Source organism: Klebsiella sp. 64 (assembly GCF_018223915.1).
Classification (GTDB): Bacteria; Pseudomonadota; Gammaproteobacteria; order Enterobacterales; family Enterobacteriaceae; genus Klebsiella; species Klebsiella pneumoniae.
Map to the genome: position 1 here is coordinate 57,612 of NZ_JAGRQZ010000050.1, position 15,568 is coordinate 73,179.

Sequence of the window (15,568 nt, forward strand, 5' to 3'; positions counted from 1 at the left end):
CTCCTAAAGTGTCGCTCACGCTTGCCAATCGCGCAAATGGGCGCTGAATGCCGCGGCATCCATAAAGCCGGTGACTCGCCGCTCAGGCTGTTCCTGACCCTCAGCGTTGAAGAACAGGATCGTCGGCAGACCCAGCACCTGCAGGTGTTTCAGCAGCGCGACGTCTTGCGGGCTGTTCTTCGTCACATCAACCTGTAATAACACGGTGCCTTTCAGCGCCTGCTGCACGTCAGGTGAACTAAAGGTGTATTTTTCAAACTCTTTGCAGGCCACGCACCAGTCGGCGTAAAGATCGAGCATCACCGGTTGACCTTTCGCCTGCGCCAGCGCCTGGTCAAGCTCGGCCACCGAGCTGACGCGGGTGAAAGCCAGGTGCGCCTGCTGCTCGACCGCCGGGGCGCCAAACGCCCAGTCCTGCAGAGGCCGCGCGCTGACCAGCGCGGCGGCAAGCAGAATGATCTGTACCAGCCGCATCCACGGCCGGGTAGCGCCCAGCGAGGTGATAAACGCCCAGCTGAAGAAGGCGACACCGAGCATTGACCACAGCCGTAACCCCCACTGGTCGCCGAATATGCGTTCCAGCAGGAAGACGGGCAGGGCAAGGATCACAAACCCGAAGGCGGTTTTCACATGGCTCATCCACGGGCCGCTTTTCGGCAGCAGGCGATTGCCAAACACGGTCACAAGGATCAACGGTAGACCCATGCCCAGCGCGTAAAGGTACAGCGTGCCGCCGCCCAGCCACAGATTACCGCTCTGGGCGATATACAACAGAATGGCGCTTAGCGGCGCGGTGGTGCAGGGGGAGCAGATCAGCCCGGCAATAGCGCCCATCGCAAAGACCCCGCCGGGCGAGCCGCCCTGGCGCTTATTGCTGAGCAGCGTCAGCCGGGTCTGCAGCGACGACGGCAGCTGCAGCGTGAACAGGCCGAACATGGAGAGCGCCAGCAGTATAAACACCGCCGACAGGCCGACCAGGACATATGGGTGCTGCAGGGCTGCCTGGAACTGCAGCCCGGCGGCGGCTACCACCAACCCCAGCGCGGTATAGGTCAGGGCCATCCCCTGGACGTAAATAAAGGCCAGCAGCAGGGCGCGCACGGTGGAAAGCCGCTGTTTTCCGCCCAGCACGATGCCCGAAATCAGCGGGTACATCGGCAGCACGCAGGGGGTGAAGGCGATACCAATGCCAATCAGCAGCGCCCACAGGGCGGTGAAGGGCAGACGAGCGGGGACGTCTGCTGGCGGCGCCATGGCAGGCGCCTGCGGCACGGCGTTCTCCTCCATCGGGCGCGGTTCAACTGGCAGCGGCGGATTGAAGGCCGGGCGATGGTTCAGCGACGACACGGGCGCGGCGGCGGTTGGCTGAGCGTCGTTTGAGGCCGCCCGCACGGCGCTCAGCGGGATCACTTTAGTCTCCGGCGGATAACAGAATCCGGCATCGGCGCAGCCCTGCCAGGTGACGGTGAGAGTAGCCTCTTTGTCCGCCTCCTTCACCGTCACCGGCACGGTCAGGCGTTGGCGAAAGATCTCGCTTTTGCCGTAAAACTCATCTTCATGCCACTCTCCCGCCGGCAGCGCCGGTTCGTCGATCGTCGCCCCGGCGGCGCTGAAGGTAAACTGTTGACGATAAAGATAATAACCATCCTTGATTTGCCAGCTCAGGTTGACGTCATGCTGTTGCTGCTGAAAGTCAAAGGCGAAAGCTTGATCAGCAGGCACGAAGTTCGAGCGCCCCGGCGCGTCGAATAACCCGGCGGTGGCTGATGTGCTGCACAGCAGCAGGATCAGCGTAATGATGCGGTAAGCCATGAGAGGTAATCGTTGTCTCCATGCGTGACGGGTAGAACCAGCAGTTCTGGGGTTTGATACGGGTGGTGTGACTTCAGGCAATCCAGCAGCGCCTGCTGATGGGCAAGGTCAGTTTTGAGTAGCATCTGCACTTCATACTCCTGCTCGAGTTTCCCTTCCCAGTAATACAGAGAGGTGGCTCCCGGCAGCAGCGTAGCGCAGGCTGCCACCTTTTCCGCCAGCGCTTTTGCCGCCAGATCCTGGGCGGTCGCTTCGTCCGGCGCGGTACAGAGCACAACAACAGCATCAGGCGTAGTCATCATGAACCTCGTATCAGCGAAAAGAGGCACTATAACACGCAAGATGCGGGGATATTAGCGTAACGAGCGGGGAAAGTGAGGGCAACGGAAGGCGGGCCCGTAGTGGGCCCGCCGCCAGCGGTATTTACAGCATAATCCCGCCAAAGATAAAGCCAAGGATCACGCACAGCGTGATAGCGATAACGCCGGGGATCAGGAAGGCGTGGTTAAAGACATATTTACCAATGCGGGTTGAGCCGGTGTCGTCCATCTCTACCGCCGCCAGCAGGGTTGGGTAGGTCGGTAGAACGAACAGCGCCGAGACCGCGGCAAACGAGGCGATAGCCGTCAGCGGGCTAACGCCCAGCAGCAGCGCGGCAGGCATCAACGCCTTGGTGGTGGCTGCCTGCGAGTAGAGCAGCGTGGCGGCGAAAAACAGTACCACCGCCAGCAGCCATGGGTAATTATGCAGCAGATCGCCGGCCACGGCCTGGATGTCGCTGATATGCGCTTTAACGAAGGTATCTCCCAGCCAGGCGACGCCTAGGACGCAGACGCAGGCGCTCATCCCGGACTTAAAGGTGCTGGCGTTGAGCACTTCGCCGGTGTCGATTTTACAGGTGATGCTAATCAGGGTGGCGATGGTCAGCATAAATACCACGATCGCCTCGTTACGCGGCAGCACCGGGTTCTTAATCAGGCCGACGGTATCGCTGATGGCCGTGGCGTAGAACATTACCGCCACGATGCCGATCAAAAACAGCAGAACGGAACGTTTGGCGTGCGGCTGCAGCTCAAATACCTGGCTGCCGCGCAGTCTGACTTCCCCCTTGGCCAGCCGCTCCTGGTAAACCGGATCGTCTTTCAGTTCGCAGCCGAGGAAGTTGCAGACGATAGCGGTGAGCATCACCGCCAGCAGCGTGACCGGAATACAGATGGCCAGCAGCGTCAAATAGCTAACGCCCAGCGGTTCAAGGATACCAGCGAAAAAGACCACTGCGGCGGAAATGGGCGAGGCGGTGATCGCTATCTGGGAGGCCACCACCGCAATCGACAGTGGACGAGACGGACGAATGCCTTGCTCCTTGGCAACTTCGGTGATCACCGGCAGCGTGGAGAAGGCGGTATGGCCGGTGCCAGCGAGCACGGTCATAAACCAGGTCACCAGCGGGGCAAGGAAGGTAATGTACTTCGGGTGGCGGCGCAGCATCCGTTCGGCGAGGCTGACCAGGTAATCCATCCCGCCGGCGACCTGCATGGCGGCGATAGCGGCAATCACCGCCATAATGATTTCAATAACGTCGAAGGGGATCGCACCCGGTTTAATTTGAAAAATAAGCGTCAGGACAAGGACGCCAAGGCCACCGGCAAAGCCGATACCGATGCCGCCAAGCCGGGCGCCGAGATAAATCGCCAGCAGGACAATAACCAGTTCTGCACCAAACATATATGCCTTCCTTGTTTTTTAACAAGTTGATATTGAATTGTTGTATTTTAGTAAAACCAAAAAGCAAAAAAGGCATGTCATCGCTGACATGCCTTTGAATGACTAACCTGAAAGATTACTGTTCGCTTTCATCGGTATAACGCTTTGCTTTATAAGCGGGATGCATCAGGTTTTGCGCAGAGAAAATATCATCCAACTCCGCCGCCGTCAGCAGTCCGCGCTCCAGCACCACTTCCCGTACGCTCTTGCCGGTTTCGGCACAGATCTTGCCGACGATATCGCCATTGTGGTGGCCGATAAACGGGTTGAGGTAGGTGACGATGCCGATGGAGTTGTAGACGTAGCCTTCACATACCGCTTTATTGGCGGTGATGCCGTTAACGCATTTCTCCAGCAGGTTGTAGCAGGCGTTGGTCAGGATATGAATCGACTCGAACATCGCCTGGCCGATTACCGGCTCCATCACGTTCAACTGCAGCTGACCGGCTTCGGAGGCCATGGTCACAGTGGTATCGTTGCCGATAACTTTGAAGCAGACCTGGTTGACCACCTCCGGCACCACCGGGTTAACCTTCGCCGGCATGATTGAAGAGCCAGCCTGCAGCTCAGGCAGGTTGATTTCGTTGAGGCCCGCGCGCGGACCGGAAGAGAGCAGGCGCAGGTCGTTACAGATCTTGGACAGTTTCACCGCCAGGCGTTTCAGCGAGCTGTGAACCATAACGTACGCTCCGCAGTCCGAGGTGGCTTCAATCAGATCTTCCGCCGGGACGACAGGTAAGTTGCTTACTTCAGCCAGCTTCTGCACCGCCAGCTGTTGATAGCCGTCCGGGGTGTTGAGGCGAGTACCAATGGCGGTGGCGCCGAGGTTCACCTCCAGCAGCAGCTCCGCAGTGCGCAGAATGCTTTTGGTCTCTTCATTAAGCAGCACATTGAAGGCATGGAACTCCTGGCCGAGGGTCATCGGCACCGCGTCCTGCAGCTGGGTGCGGCCCATTTTGAGGATGTCCTGGAACTCCACGGCTTTCGCCTGGAAGCCTTCGCCCAGCTGTTTAATCGCATCGATTAACTTAAGGATGGAGGCATACACCGCAATGCGGAACCCGGTGGGGTAAGCATCGTTGGTGGACTGGCATTTGTTGACATGATCGTTTGGGTTCAGGTACTGGTATTCGCCTTTCTGGTGGCCCATCAGCTCAAGGCCAATGTTCGCCAGGACTTCGTTGGTGTTCATGTTTACGGAGGTACCGGCCCCGCCCTGGAAGACATCGACCGGGAACTGGTCCATGCATTTGCCGTTATTCAGGACTTCGTCACAGGCGGCGATAATCGCATTTGCCGCGCTTTTGGGAATGGTCTGCAGCTCCTTGTTCGCCAGCGCGGCGGCTTTCTTAACCATGACCATGCCGCGCACGAATTCTGGTATGTCGCTGATTTTGCTGTTGCTAATGTAGAAGTTTTCAATCGCTCGCAGAGTATGAACGCCGTAGTAAGCGTCCGCGGGAACTTCCCTGGTGCCCAACAGATCTTCTTCGATACGAATGTTGTTTAACATGTGAACCTTCTTTTCAAGCTGCCAATGAATTCACCAAACACACAGAATATCCAGTATTCAGTATATTTTCTGGCCGACGATTATTTCCTTAACCGGCCCGGTGCCCAAGATCATATGCTGATGATAGCGAATATCAGTAAGCTTGATCACTTATTACATTGCGGGTATGAGAAGATTTATTAATCTGTGAAATGGGTCACCGCTTTCTTATTCCTGAGAAAAATAAGCCTTTCCGCTGATTGAAAAGCCGCTCAGCATCCCCATGTTAGTGGGATGCGATCAGCAAATTGATGATTACGGGCGCTGAACGCAGCGCCCGTTGATGAAGGAGACGCCGGTGCGTTGGATTCCGTTTATTGCTTTTTTTCTTTACGTTTACATTGAGATATCGATCTTTATCCAGGTTGCGCACGTGCTGGGCGTCTTTATGACCCTGATCCTGGTGATCTTTAGCTCGGTGGTAGGGATGTCGCTGGTGCGTAACCAGGGCTTCAAAAACTTCCTGCTGATGCAGCAGAAGATGGCCGCGGGCGAGAGCCCGGCGGCGGAGATGATCAAGAGCGTATCGCTGATTATCGCTGGTCTGCTGCTGTTGCTCCCGGGGTTCTTTACCGACTTCCTCGGCCTGCTGCTATTGCTGCCGCCGGTGCAAAAGCATTTGACGATGAAGCTGATGCCGCACCTGCGCTTCAGCCGGATGCCGGGCGGCGGCTTTAGCGCCGGAACTGGCGGCGGAGAGACCTTCGAAGGGGAATTCCAGCGCAAAGATGAGCAGCGCGACCGTCTGGACCATAAGGACGATCGCCGCGATTAACATTCCCCCGGCCCGGTCAGCAGATGCGACCGGGCCGCTTTCTTTGCAGGCCTACACGCTTCCCGTCGCCAGCTTGCGCCTGGGTAAAAACAGCCACAGCCCCGCCAGCATCACCAGCGCGTACAGGCTTTTCCAGCCGACCATCGCCAGCAGCAGCAGACAGAGAATGCTGCCCACCACCGCCAATAGCCGATAGCGACCGCGAAGCAAACGACAACCCGCCAGCATGCACAGCAGATAGATCATGATGAAAATGCCATTGGCGTAAACGATCAGCGCGTCCAGATTGATATCGAGCAGATAGATGCCAAGGGTGCTAACTACGCAGGATCCCAGCACGGCGTTGAGGGCGTTGCGCGGGATCTGCCGTGGCGACAGCCTTGCGAGGTAGCTGTGTGGCTTATGCTGCGCTTGCGACCAGACCAGGCGGGCAAAGCTTTGAATATAGATGTTGAGGCTGGCGAAACAGGCGAGATAGCCGATGACGCAGGCTACCCACAGCGCTTCGACGCCGAACAGACGGACCACGATATTCGGTAATGACGCCGCCGCCGCCATCTCCTCGCCAAAGGCGTGGAAGTGCAGCACCAGTACGGTGCAGGCCCAGTAGACCGAGCCGGCAAGCAGCAGGCCTATCATCAGCGCCCTGGGGAAATCACGCTCGGGATGTTTAAACTCCGAGGCGAGATGCGCGAAGGCTTCCAGACCGACAAAGCACCAGAACATCACCGACAGCGCCGAAAAGAGCTGCCCGCGGTCAATCTCCGCCGGGGCCGGGAAGGGGATCTGCGCCGGGCTTATCCCGCCGCGCCACCAGACTACGACGATCAGCGCCACAATCAGTACGGCAACCAACGTCTGCAGGTTGGCGCTGGAGCTGGCGCCACGCGAACCGACCCACCAGACGATGGCCAGGGTGCCCAGCTCCGCCAGCAGCAGCTGCGCATCATGCCAGCCGAACAGCGCCTGGCCAAAACCGGTGGCGATGTGCAGGGCGGCGGGGAGTCCGACCGGGATAACCGATAAAAACAGCCAGCCGGTGACGCTGGCCAGACGTGGCCCAAAGGCCATATCGACAAAGTGGGCCACGCCGCCCGCGCTGGGAAAATGGCGGCCGAGCAGGGCGAAGACGATGGCAATCGGGAAAACAAGGAGAATGAGCAGCGGCCATGCCCACAGGCTGTTATCGCCAGCGACCAGCGCCGCCAGCGCCGGGACGGCGAAGACGCCGGTACCCAGCAATGAGGTGGAAAGCAACCCAACTCCCTGTCCCAGCCCTAACTCCTGTTTTAAACCACTCATGATTCAATCCTGCGCCAGTGAAAAAAAAGAGAGTATCACAATCGCTTTTCCTTATGACCGATTGCCTGACATGGCCGCTTTTTGTGCGCCAGCGCAAAGGTAAAAATTTTTTTTAATTTTGCCCTTGAAGCCGTAAATGGCCATCCCCATCTCTCTCTGCACTAGCCGGTAAACCGCGTTCGGCCCGGCGTCACCCATAACTGATAATGACTTTCTCGAAGGAGAGCTATCAATGAGTATTCGTCCGTTACATGATCGTGTGATCGTCAAACGTAAAGAAGTTGAAACCAAATCTGCGGGCGGCATCGTTCTGACCGGTTCTGCAGCAGCTAAGTCAACTCGTGGCGAAATCATCGCTGTCGGTAAAGGCCGCATCCTGGAAAACGGGACCGTGCAGCCGCTGGACGTTAAAGTTGGTGACATCGTGATTTTCAACGATGGCTACGGCGTGAAGACTGAAAAGATCGACAACGAAGAAGTACTGATCATGTCCGAAAGCGACATCCTGGCAATTGTTGAAGCTTAATTCGCACGACCCTGAACGAATTTGAGGAATAAAAGAAATGGCAGCAAAAGACGTAAAATTCGGTAACGACGCTCGTGTAAAAATGCTGCGCGGCGTAAACGTACTGGCAGATGCAGTTAAAGTGACCCTGGGCCCGAAAGGCCGTAACGTGGTTCTGGACAAATCCTTCGGCGCGCCGACCATCACCAAAGATGGTGTTTCCGTTGCACGTGAAATCGAACTGGAAGACAAGTTCGAAAACATGGGCGCGCAGATGGTGAAAGAAGTTGCCTCTAAAGCGAACGACGCGGCAGGCGACGGTACCACCACCGCAACCGTACTCGCTCAGGCTATCGTGAACGAAGGCCTGAAAGCTGTTGCAGCAGGCATGAACCCGATGGATCTGAAACGCGGTATCGACAAAGCGGTACTGGCTGCAGTAGAAGAGCTGAAAGCGCTGTCCGTTCCGTGCTCTGACTCCAAAGCTATCGCTCAGGTAGGTACCATCTCCGCTAACTCCGACGAAACCGTCGGTAAACTGATCGCGGAAGCGATGGATAAAGTTGGTAAAGAAGGCGTGATCACCGTTGAAGACGGTACCGGTCTGGAAGACGAACTGGACGTAGTTGAAGGTATGCAGTTCGACCGCGGCTACCTGTCTCCGTACTTCATCAACAAGCCGGACACCGGTGCCGTTGAGCTGGAAAGCCCGTTCATCCTGCTGGCTGACAAAAAAATCTCCAACATCCGCGAAATGCTGCCGGTTCTGGAAGCCGTAGCGAAAGCTGGCAAACCGCTGGTCATCATCGCTGAAGACGTTGAAGGCGAAGCGCTGGCGACCCTGGTGGTTAACACCATGCGCGGCATCGTTAAAGTGGCTGCGGTGAAAGCACCGGGCTTCGGCGACCGTCGTAAAGCTATGCTGCAGGACATCGCTACTCTGACTGGCGGTACCGTTATCTCTGAAGAGATCGGTATGGAGCTGGAAAAAGCGACTCTGGAAGACCTGGGCCAGGCGAAACGCGTGGTTATCAACAAAGACACCACCACCATCATCGATGGCGTTGGCGAAGAATCCGCAATCCAGGGCCGCGTAGCTCAGATCCGTAAGCAGATCGAAGAAGCGACCTCCGACTACGATCGTGAAAAACTGCAGGAACGTGTCGCTAAACTGGCTGGCGGCGTGGCAGTAATCAAAGTCGGTGCGGCTACCGAAGTTGAAATGAAAGAGAAAAAAGCACGCGTCGACGACGCCCTGCACGCAACCCGTGCTGCGGTTGAAGAAGGCGTGGTGGCTGGCGGCGGCGTAGCGCTGGTTCGCGTTGCGGCGAAACTCGCTGGCCTGACCGGTCAGAACGAAGATCAGAACGTCGGTATCAAAGTTGCGCTGCGCGCAATGGAAGCGCCGCTGCGTCAGATCGTTTCCAACGCCGGTGAAGAGCCGTCTGTTGTGGCAAACAACGTGAAAGCAGGCGACGGTAACTACGGTTACAACGCAGCAACTGAAGAATACGGCAACATGATCGACTTCGGTATCCTGGACCCAACCAAAGTCACCCGTTCTGCACTGCAGTACGCGGCTTCCGTGGCTGGCCTGATGATTACCACCGAGTGCATGGTGACCGACCTGCCGAAAGGCGACGCGCCTGACTTAGGTGCTGCTGGCGGCATGGGCGGCATGGGCGGTATGGGCGGCATGATGTAATCGTGCGCTCTACGGCATAAAAAAGCAGAAACCCCTGGCCAGCAATGGCTGGGGGTTTTTCTTTTGGCGCGCTTTTTAGTATAAGGCTTATACATAAAAATCATTTAAGCTGCATCAGAGCGGCAAGCACCTCCGTTTCGGTAGCGACCTGGTAAGCGCAGCCGGGGAGGGAATGAACGCGGCTCATGCCGACGCAGTTTGAAGGATGACAGATTTACATCCGGGCCAGTGCGTCCAGCTCATCGATCATGGGGAATAACATGCAGGTAAAATATTTAGCAGGGATTGTCGGCGCAGCCTTACTGTTGGCAGGTTGCAGTTCCAGCAATGAATTAACCTCTGCCGGCCAGAATGTGCGTTTCGTGCAGGAGAAGCCGGGCGCAGAATGTCAGCTGTTAGGGACCGCGACGGGTAAACAGAGCAACTGGCTCTCCGGCCAGAATGGCGATGAGGGCGGTTCCATGCGCGGTGCGGCGAACGCCTTGCGTAACCAGGCAGCAGCAATGGGTGGCAACGTGATTTACGGCGTCAGCAGCCCGACACAAAACCTGTTGTCGAGCTTTGTACCTACCGACAGCGAAATGAACGGCCAGGTTTATAAGTGCCCGAACTGATGCGTGACGCCTCTCTCTGCGAGCGCAGAGAGAGGCGTGGTCGTTAGATGAGGATCAGGCGTTAAGCTCCGCTTTCTTCTCCAGATAGAAGGCGTGCAGAGGACGCAGGCACTCTTCCAGACTGAGCATTCTTCCCGGCTGGGAAGGGATGACAGTACTGAAGATCTGGCATGGCGCCAGCTCCGCGTGCATCGCCTTGAGCTTGGGGCTTTTCTCGATAATCCGCGTCACAACGTTATTTTCCAGTTCTGATAAATGCGGCGCGCTGGTTTTGACCACCGCTCCGGAGACAATTTTCTTGCCTTCGTCTGTCTCGCAGCAGTACAGCACGCCCAGATAATGGGAAAACAGGTTTAGCTTCCAGTCTTCGTGTGAGTATTGCTGGTAATCGATATTGGGCTGAGTGGTTAAGTCGACGGTATAGCACATTAAAAAATCCATATTTGAACTTAAATACTGAACCAGTTCCTGGTCGCCGACTGTTTTTAATGCTTGTTGAATACCGATAATTAATGCTTCGATTTGCAGATCGTCAATACATAAAGTACTAATTTGTTCATCCTGAAATACAAGAATTAACGTTGACTGTGTTTCGCCAGGTTTGAGCGTAATGGACATGATTCGCCGCTCAGGGGATGGTTGCTGTATTTCAGCCGTCTCAACCTGAGGAATATTGGCAACAAGTGCCTCATTATACGTGATAAGCTCATCTTTATAGGCCTCTCCCTGGTTTTCAAGCCGCTGGAAAATCACAGCCATTCTGCTCTGCAGTATCAGGAGCAGATCAGCTAGCACCGGTGCCTGAAGATAGTAAATCTCGCAAAAGCCATTTTCCTTCTTAACTTTCAGCAGCAACGCTAAAAATCGCTCTTCAAAGGTAATTCCTGCGGTATTAAAACCTATAAACGTTCCTTGCATATTCTTCTCCTTTATTAAGCAGTAGTCACCGACTTCGATTGTGAGAGATCGATAACACGATCGGCGGATGCAATGGTCGATGGTCGATGCGCGACGATAATGCGGGTGATACTTAGCGCTGAAATAGACTGATTGATAACCGACTCATTTCTGAGGTCAAGATGGCTGGTAGCCTCATCCATGAATAAAATACTCGGTTTGCGATACAGTGCGCGGGCGATCAGGATACGCTGCTTTTGCCCACCTGAAATACCCAGCCCAAGTTCGCCGACAATGGTTTCGTATCCCATAGCCATCTTCATAATTTCATCATGAATGTTGCACCGTCTGGCACACTCCATCACAAAATCAAGATCGGCGCTATCATCGAAGCCACTTATATTATCAATAAGGGAGCCGGAAAAGAGACGGTCTTCCTGGAGTACGCAGGCGATACCAAGACGATAGTTATTCAAACCAATCTTTTTAATCTCCAGATTATCCGCCAGTATTTCGCCGGAATCCGGCGAGAGCAGTCCGCACATAACTTTTAATAGTGTGGTTTTCCCTACGCCAGATGGGCCAATTAACGCAACTGATTCTCCAGGAGCAACGGTTATGTTCAAATTTGTAAAGATGGGTTGTGAAAAAGGATCGTATTGATAACTAAGATTTCTCACTTCAAGTTTTACGCCAGTGTTTTCCGTAAAAACACGCCGCGATGGAAGTTCTTTTTCTGGTTCACTAAATGCTATTTCTGATAGACGTTCGTTGTGCAGTGAGAGCATACGAAGTTGCATCACCAAATCAATGAGATTCGATGCACGTTGAGAAAACTGACCCCGATAGGCGTTAAATGCCATAAACATACCGAGCGTCATCTCATTATCAATTACCATAATGGCACCCAACCACAGTACCACTACCTGATCGATTGAGGTGATAAAGGTATTAATGCCACCAAACATCATATCGAATCGAGTTTGCTTTATACCTGCATTGCTGGCGTCAACGTTAAGATTCAGCCAATGCTGTGAGCGACGTTCTTTTAAATTCAGTGCTTTGATCGTAGAAATGCCATAAAGTGACTCCATAAAGTGGGAGTTAGCACGTGCGCCTTTGACGACCTGTTCTTCCGTTACGCGACGATAAAAGCTATAGGTAGCAAAGCGCATAATCGCATAGCAAATGGTAAAGCCGATGACGACCCAGACTAACCAACCACCATATAAGGTCAGCATCACCAATAAACCGATTGTCATTATCGAGTCGATGATGCCGGTAACGATACTATTGGTAAATATTGAGCGAATCGTATCCAAAGACGAGAAGCGAGACTGAATATCACCTAAATGCCTTTTCTCAAAAAAGGATAATGGCAAACTTGTCAGATGATCGAATAACGTCGTTTTCCACTGAATATTTGTCAGGGTATTTAACGTTAACGACGTCCATGCACGTAGCATGCTAATAAACGTGCGGAATAGGGTAAAAAATATCAACCCGATACAGATAACAGACAGTAAGCTTTGGTCGTGAGCCATAATCACATGGTCAGTGACTAGCTGTGTACCAATCGGTAACAGGAGTCCGATAGCTTCTACCACTACAGAGTAAGCAAAGATCTTAATCAGTGCTGATTTTAAACCAACAATTTTATGCATTAAATCCAGCAATCGTAATCGGGATTTTGCTTCTTCTTGCTGGAAGTTATGATCGGGCCAAAGTTCAAGCGCTACACCGGTAAAATTGTTTGACATCTCATTGATGCCAATGATTCTTTTACCCAACGCCGGATCGTGAATAACAAATCCGTTTTTCCTTACCTTTGTAAGAACAACGTAGTGGTTCATCCCCCAGTGGATGATGCAGGGGAGTTTAAGCTGCTTTATTTCATCAAGGTCAAGAGCTAACGCCCGGCTTTTTAAGCCGGCATGCTTTGCAGTTTTGCTTAGAGACATTAGTGAGGAGCCCTGGGAGGGGCTACCAAACCGCTGACGGAAATTAAACAGATCGATATTCAACCCATAAAAACCACAGACCATTGCCAGACAGGCAATTCCACATTCTGATGATTCTGACTGAAGAATAACGGGCGTTTTGTTAACAAGAGAAAAATTTAACTTTGCAACAACAGTTTTGAAAAGTTCGTTAGTCATGGATCGGCCCAGTAATGCTTTGAGTTATCTTATACACAGGGGTAAACATCCACATATAGAGCGGACGCTCTTCCAGGAATACAACAGCTTGAGCCTTGAGGCCATTTGAAAGCGAAAGCGTTTTACCATTATATTCAAAGGTTTTGTTTTCAATTTTCACAATGGTCTTATAGAGCGCCAGTTCCTGCTGGTTTGTGCCGTTCGTAACATTGGTATACTCAGACATTTCTTGTCGAGATGTGGGAACAGAAGATATTGAAAGTATTTTTCCCGGGAATTGACCAAATTTATCTGATGGGAATGCAGCATAACGAATGTTAATTTCATCCCCAGGTTTTACATAAGGTATACTATTGTTAGGTAACCATAAAATAAGATAATACTCTATATCACCGGTAGGTTTTATCTGTGCTAGACTGCTGCCTTTATCAACCATTTGGCCTTTAGTGACGGTCAATGATTCAATACGGCCTTCAGTCGTTGCTTTAATAATAATGTTACCGTTTGCGTTTGATTCAACCAGTTGATTTTTATAATCATTAATCTGGTTTTCTTGTGACGAGATTTGATTGTCAAAATCAGCTATTTTTGTAATTTTATCACTATTGAGCTGAGTGACCTGCGATTCCAGTTGCATTTTCTGACTCACCAGAGACTGGTAAGTGCTTTGTTGTTGAAAATACAAAGAGTGTTGATAGTTATATTGGTCTTTGGTAATCAGTCCGTCACTTAAATACTTATCATAGCTGGATAGATTATCATGCATTTTCTTTAATCCAGCCTGGGCGTTAGCCAACATGCGATTAGTTTCTTTTAACGAATCATTGATTGTTTTTAACTGCTTCTCTAAAGAAATGGTTGTTTCTTCTTTATTATGATTCAGTTTTGAAATGATATCTTCAGCATTTGCGATCTTTTCATTAATGACCTCTATTTGTACCGCACTAACATTACCCGTTGTGGTGTTCCGGGAAATGTCGATCTCATATAACGGCTGGCCTTTGGTCACAATATCGCCGACTTTTACATATTGGGAGATAACAAAGCCTTGCTGCGGGGCATAAACGTTGACAGAGTGAGGTAGAGTAATGACCTCTCCCTGAACGTCGATTCTCTGGGTAAAGGAGCAAAATACTGTGGTGGCTATCAGGATCGCAAGAAAAGCAAAAGAGAGTAATGCAACAAGCCATGCTGGAAGCCCTGCGAGCAGCAGTGCCTTTCCTTTCCAGTGATGCTTTTTATACTCAATCGCTTCCTTGCGATAGATTTTTTTTAACATAGTTATCGCTTAAATTATAAAATGAAAAGGCCCGATACGTCAGGCCTTAATTACTAATGAATGCTTGTCAACAAACTGTTGAGCTAATCATTGGCGCGTAAACTTAGTTGCTCCAGAAGTTCAGGGTGCCGTCATAAATAGCATCCATTACGCCCTGAGCATAATCCAGAGTCATATCCCAGCCAACGATACCCGCTGCAATACCAAAGCAAACGCCACCGAGAATAACCCCGGCGATCATCCCTACACCCTGGCCGATTGAGCCGATACCGAAGATACCGCCACTTACGCCACCCCAACGTCCGGCGTACGCTGTACCAAAAATAGCGCCCAGAGAGGCGCCCAGTGCGATAGCGCCAACTTCTTTTGCGGCCCAGGTGACGATATCGGTAAGAGTATCGGTCAGCGCACCGCCAGAAATTTCTTCCATTTCAAGGTGATGCTACCAACTTGCTGATTTAGTGTATAATGGTGTTTTTAAGGTGCTCCCGTGGCTTCAGTCTCCGTCTGCTGTCCCTCCTGTTCCGCTACTGAAGGCGTGATGCGTAATGGCAAAAGTACTGCCGGGCATCAACGTTATCTCTGCTCTCACTGCCGTAAAACATGGCAGCTCACCTTCACTTATGCCGCTTCTCAGCCCGGTACACACCAGAAAATCATTGATATGGCTATGAACGGCGTCGGTTGCCGTGCCACCGCACGACTAATGGGCGTGGGCCTCAACACCATTTTGCGCCATTTAAAAAACTCAGGCCGCAGTCAGTAACCTCCCGGATACAGCCGGGCAGTGATGTCATTGTCTGTGCGGAGATGGACGAGCAATGGGGCTACGTCGGTGCAAAATCACGTCAGCGCTGGCTGTTTTACGCGTATGACAGGATACGCAGGGCGGTGGTAGCCCACGTTTTCGGTGAACGCACTATGGCCACACTGGAGCGTCTTCTGAGCCTGCTGTCAGTTTTTGACGTGGTGGTATGGATGACGGACGGCTGGCCGATGTATGAGTCACGTCTGAAGGGAAAACTGCACGTCATCAGTAAGCGTTACACGCAGCGAATTGAGCGACACAACCTGAATCTGAGACAGCATCTGGCAAGGCTGGGCAGGAAGTCCCTGTCGTTCTCAAAATCGGTGGAGCTGCATGACAAAGTCATCGGGCACTATCTGAACATAAAACACTATCAGTAAATTGGAGTCATTACCC

General features: G+C 52.7%; 14 protein-coding genes. 5 read left to right on the forward strand and 9 right to left on the reverse strand.

Going from position 1 to position 15,568, the window contains the following annotated elements; genetic code table 11:
- Positions 1–15: 15 nt before the first annotated feature.
- The 4 genes from KHQ23_RS25345 to aspA all read right to left on the reverse strand — a co-directional run bounded on the left by KHQ23_RS25345 (position 16) and on the right by aspA (position 5,089).
- Positions 16–1,812, reverse strand: a complete 1,797-nt coding sequence (locus KHQ23_RS25345; RefSeq protein ID WP_004192532.1) for a protein-disulfide reductase DsbD — start codon at positions 1,810–1,812, stop codon at positions 16–18.
- Entirely contained in the window at positions 1,788–2,111 is a 324-nt protein-coding gene (gene cutA / locus KHQ23_RS25350; protein ID WP_002885422.1) for a divalent cation tolerance protein CutA, read from the reverse strand. Before cutA ends, KHQ23_RS25345 begins: the two co-directional genes overlap by 25 nt.
- Before the next feature lie 124 nt (positions 2,112–2,235).
- Positions 2,236–3,537 carry an anaerobic C4-dicarboxylate transporter gene (locus KHQ23_RS25355; RefSeq protein ID WP_002885423.1) on the reverse strand — a complete coding sequence of 434 codons (1,302 nt, stop codon included), beginning with the start codon at positions 3,535–3,537 and terminating at the stop codon, positions 2,236–2,238.
- Positions 3,538–3,652: 115 nt separating this feature from the next.
- Positions 3,653–5,089: an aspartate ammonia-lyase gene (gene aspA / locus KHQ23_RS25360; RefSeq protein ID WP_002885424.1), complete on the reverse strand. Its 1,437-nt coding sequence runs from the start codon at positions 5,087–5,089 to the stop codon at positions 3,653–3,655.
- 337 nt (positions 5,090–5,426) lie between these two features.
- On the opposite strand from aspA, the gene KHQ23_RS25365 reads away from it, so the two are divergent.
- Complete coding sequence (locus KHQ23_RS25365) at positions 5,427–5,903, forward strand: FxsA family protein (RefSeq protein ID WP_002885425.1); 477 nt, start codon at positions 5,427–5,429, stop codon at positions 5,901–5,903.
- Positions 5,904–5,954: 51 nt separating this feature from the next.
- Here the strand turns inward: KHQ23_RS25365 and yjeH are convergent, their stop codons facing one another.
- A complete protein-coding gene (gene yjeH, locus KHQ23_RS25370; RefSeq protein ID WP_009485424.1) occupies positions 5,955–7,205 on the reverse strand; it encodes an L-methionine/branched-chain amino acid transporter in 1,251 nt (416 codons plus the stop codon).
- Positions 7,206–7,437: 232 nt separating this feature from the next.
- Here yjeH and KHQ23_RS25375 point away from each other — a divergent pair, with 232 nt between their 5' ends.
- The 3 genes from KHQ23_RS25375 to KHQ23_RS25385 all read left to right on the forward strand — a co-directional run bounded on the left by KHQ23_RS25375 (position 7,438) and on the right by KHQ23_RS25385 (position 10,029).
- Entirely contained in the window at positions 7,438–7,731 is a 294-nt protein-coding gene (locus KHQ23_RS25375) for a co-chaperone GroES (protein ID WP_004152420.1), read from the forward strand.
- A 37-nt stretch (positions 7,732–7,768) separates the two neighbouring features.
- The gene (gene groL, locus KHQ23_RS25380) at positions 7,769–9,415 is read left to right on the forward strand and encodes a chaperonin GroEL (protein ID WP_002885441.1); all 1,647 of its coding nucleotides are present in this window, start codon (positions 7,769–7,771) and stop codon (positions 9,413–9,415) included.
- Positions 9,416–9,675: 260 nt separating this feature from the next.
- Entirely contained in the window at positions 9,676–10,029 is a 354-nt protein-coding gene (locus tag KHQ23_RS25385) for a DUF4156 domain-containing protein (protein WP_004152419.1), read from the forward strand.
- 54 nt (positions 10,030–10,083) lie between these two features.
- Here the strand turns inward: KHQ23_RS25385 and yjeJ are convergent, their stop codons facing one another.
- The 4 genes from yjeJ to KHQ23_RS25405 all read right to left on the reverse strand — a co-directional run bounded on the left by yjeJ (position 10,084) and on the right by KHQ23_RS25405 (position 14,794).
- A complete protein-coding gene (gene yjeJ, locus KHQ23_RS25390; protein ID WP_020804230.1) occupies positions 10,084–10,947 on the reverse strand; it encodes a YjeJ family protein in 864 nt (287 codons plus the stop codon).
- A gap of 14 nt (positions 10,948–10,961) precedes the next feature.
- On the reverse strand, positions 10,962–13,085 hold the full coding sequence (locus KHQ23_RS25395) for a peptidase domain-containing ABC transporter (RefSeq protein WP_016831378.1): 2,124 nt from the start codon (positions 13,083–13,085) through the stop codon (positions 10,962–10,964).
- Positions 13,078–14,364 (reverse strand): HlyD family secretion protein, encoded by a 1,287-nt coding sequence (locus KHQ23_RS25400; protein ID WP_004177748.1) that lies wholly within the window; start codon positions 14,362–14,364, stop codon positions 13,078–13,080. The genes KHQ23_RS25395 and KHQ23_RS25400 overlap by 8 nt, the downstream gene beginning before the upstream one ends.
- A 103-nt stretch (positions 14,365–14,467) precedes the next feature.
- A complete protein-coding gene (locus tag KHQ23_RS25405) occupies positions 14,468–14,794 on the reverse strand; it encodes a hypothetical protein (protein WP_015959283.1) in 327 nt (108 codons plus the stop codon).
- Between the two features lie 60 nt (positions 14,795–14,854).
- On the opposite strand from KHQ23_RS25405, the gene KHQ23_RS25410 reads away from it, so the two are divergent.
- Positions 14,855–15,552, forward strand: a protein-coding gene (locus KHQ23_RS25410) for an IS1 family transposase (RefSeq protein ID WP_223174630.1) whose coding sequence is annotated in 2 segments (ribosomal slippage) — positions 14,855–15,104 and positions 15,104–15,552 — 699 coding nt in all. Because the reading frame shifts where the segments join, the coding sequence is not laid out codon by codon here.
- Positions 15,553–15,568 lie beyond the last annotated feature (16 nt).